Below are 414 nucleotides of genomic sequence, written 5' to 3'. Positions count from 1 at the left end.
GAGCCACCAGCCGCGGGCGGACCGGCCGCGTGGCGGTGCGGTCAGCCCGTCGCGCCAGCCCGCCGCATCCGGCTCGTCGGGCAGGCTGACCTCGAGGCCCCGCTTGCGCACCCCCCTCTGGTGGAGGAGGGGGCGGAGCCGGTCCGCCATCCGGGCGGCTCGGGCCGACCCGGGCAGGGCGTCGAGCAGAGCCGAGGCGACCTCGCGGACGGAGGCCGCCCGGTCGTCGAGGGCGCGCTCGAGCAGCTCCTCGTCGTCCGGGCCGAGACCGACGCGCAGGGCCTCGAGGTGGGCACGGCGGGCGCCCGCGCTGTCCCGGTCCCACGTCGACTCGACGAGGGCCCGGCCGGAGGCGGGCGACGACCGCCGGGCGCTCGGCGGAGGGCAGCAGGGCCCAGGCCTGCGGGTCGGCGG

Annotated in this window: 1 protein-coding gene; it reads right to left on the bottom strand. The window is 80.7% G+C overall.

Annotated elements, in window-relative coordinates; translation table 11 throughout:
• Positions 1-414 (bottom strand): DUF5691 domain-containing protein (locus N864_RS25380; protein ID WP_034723140.1); only part of this gene is annotated, 414 nt, incomplete at both ends.

Origin of the sequence: Intrasporangium chromatireducens Q5-1, from assembly GCF_000576575.1 — a bacterium.
GTDB classification, from domain to species: Bacteria; Actinomycetota; Actinomycetes; order Actinomycetales; family Dermatophilaceae; genus Intrasporangium_A; species Intrasporangium_A chromatireducens.
Note: the sequence above shows the minus strand (reverse complement) of the source record. Positions and strands in the feature narration are given on the sequence as shown.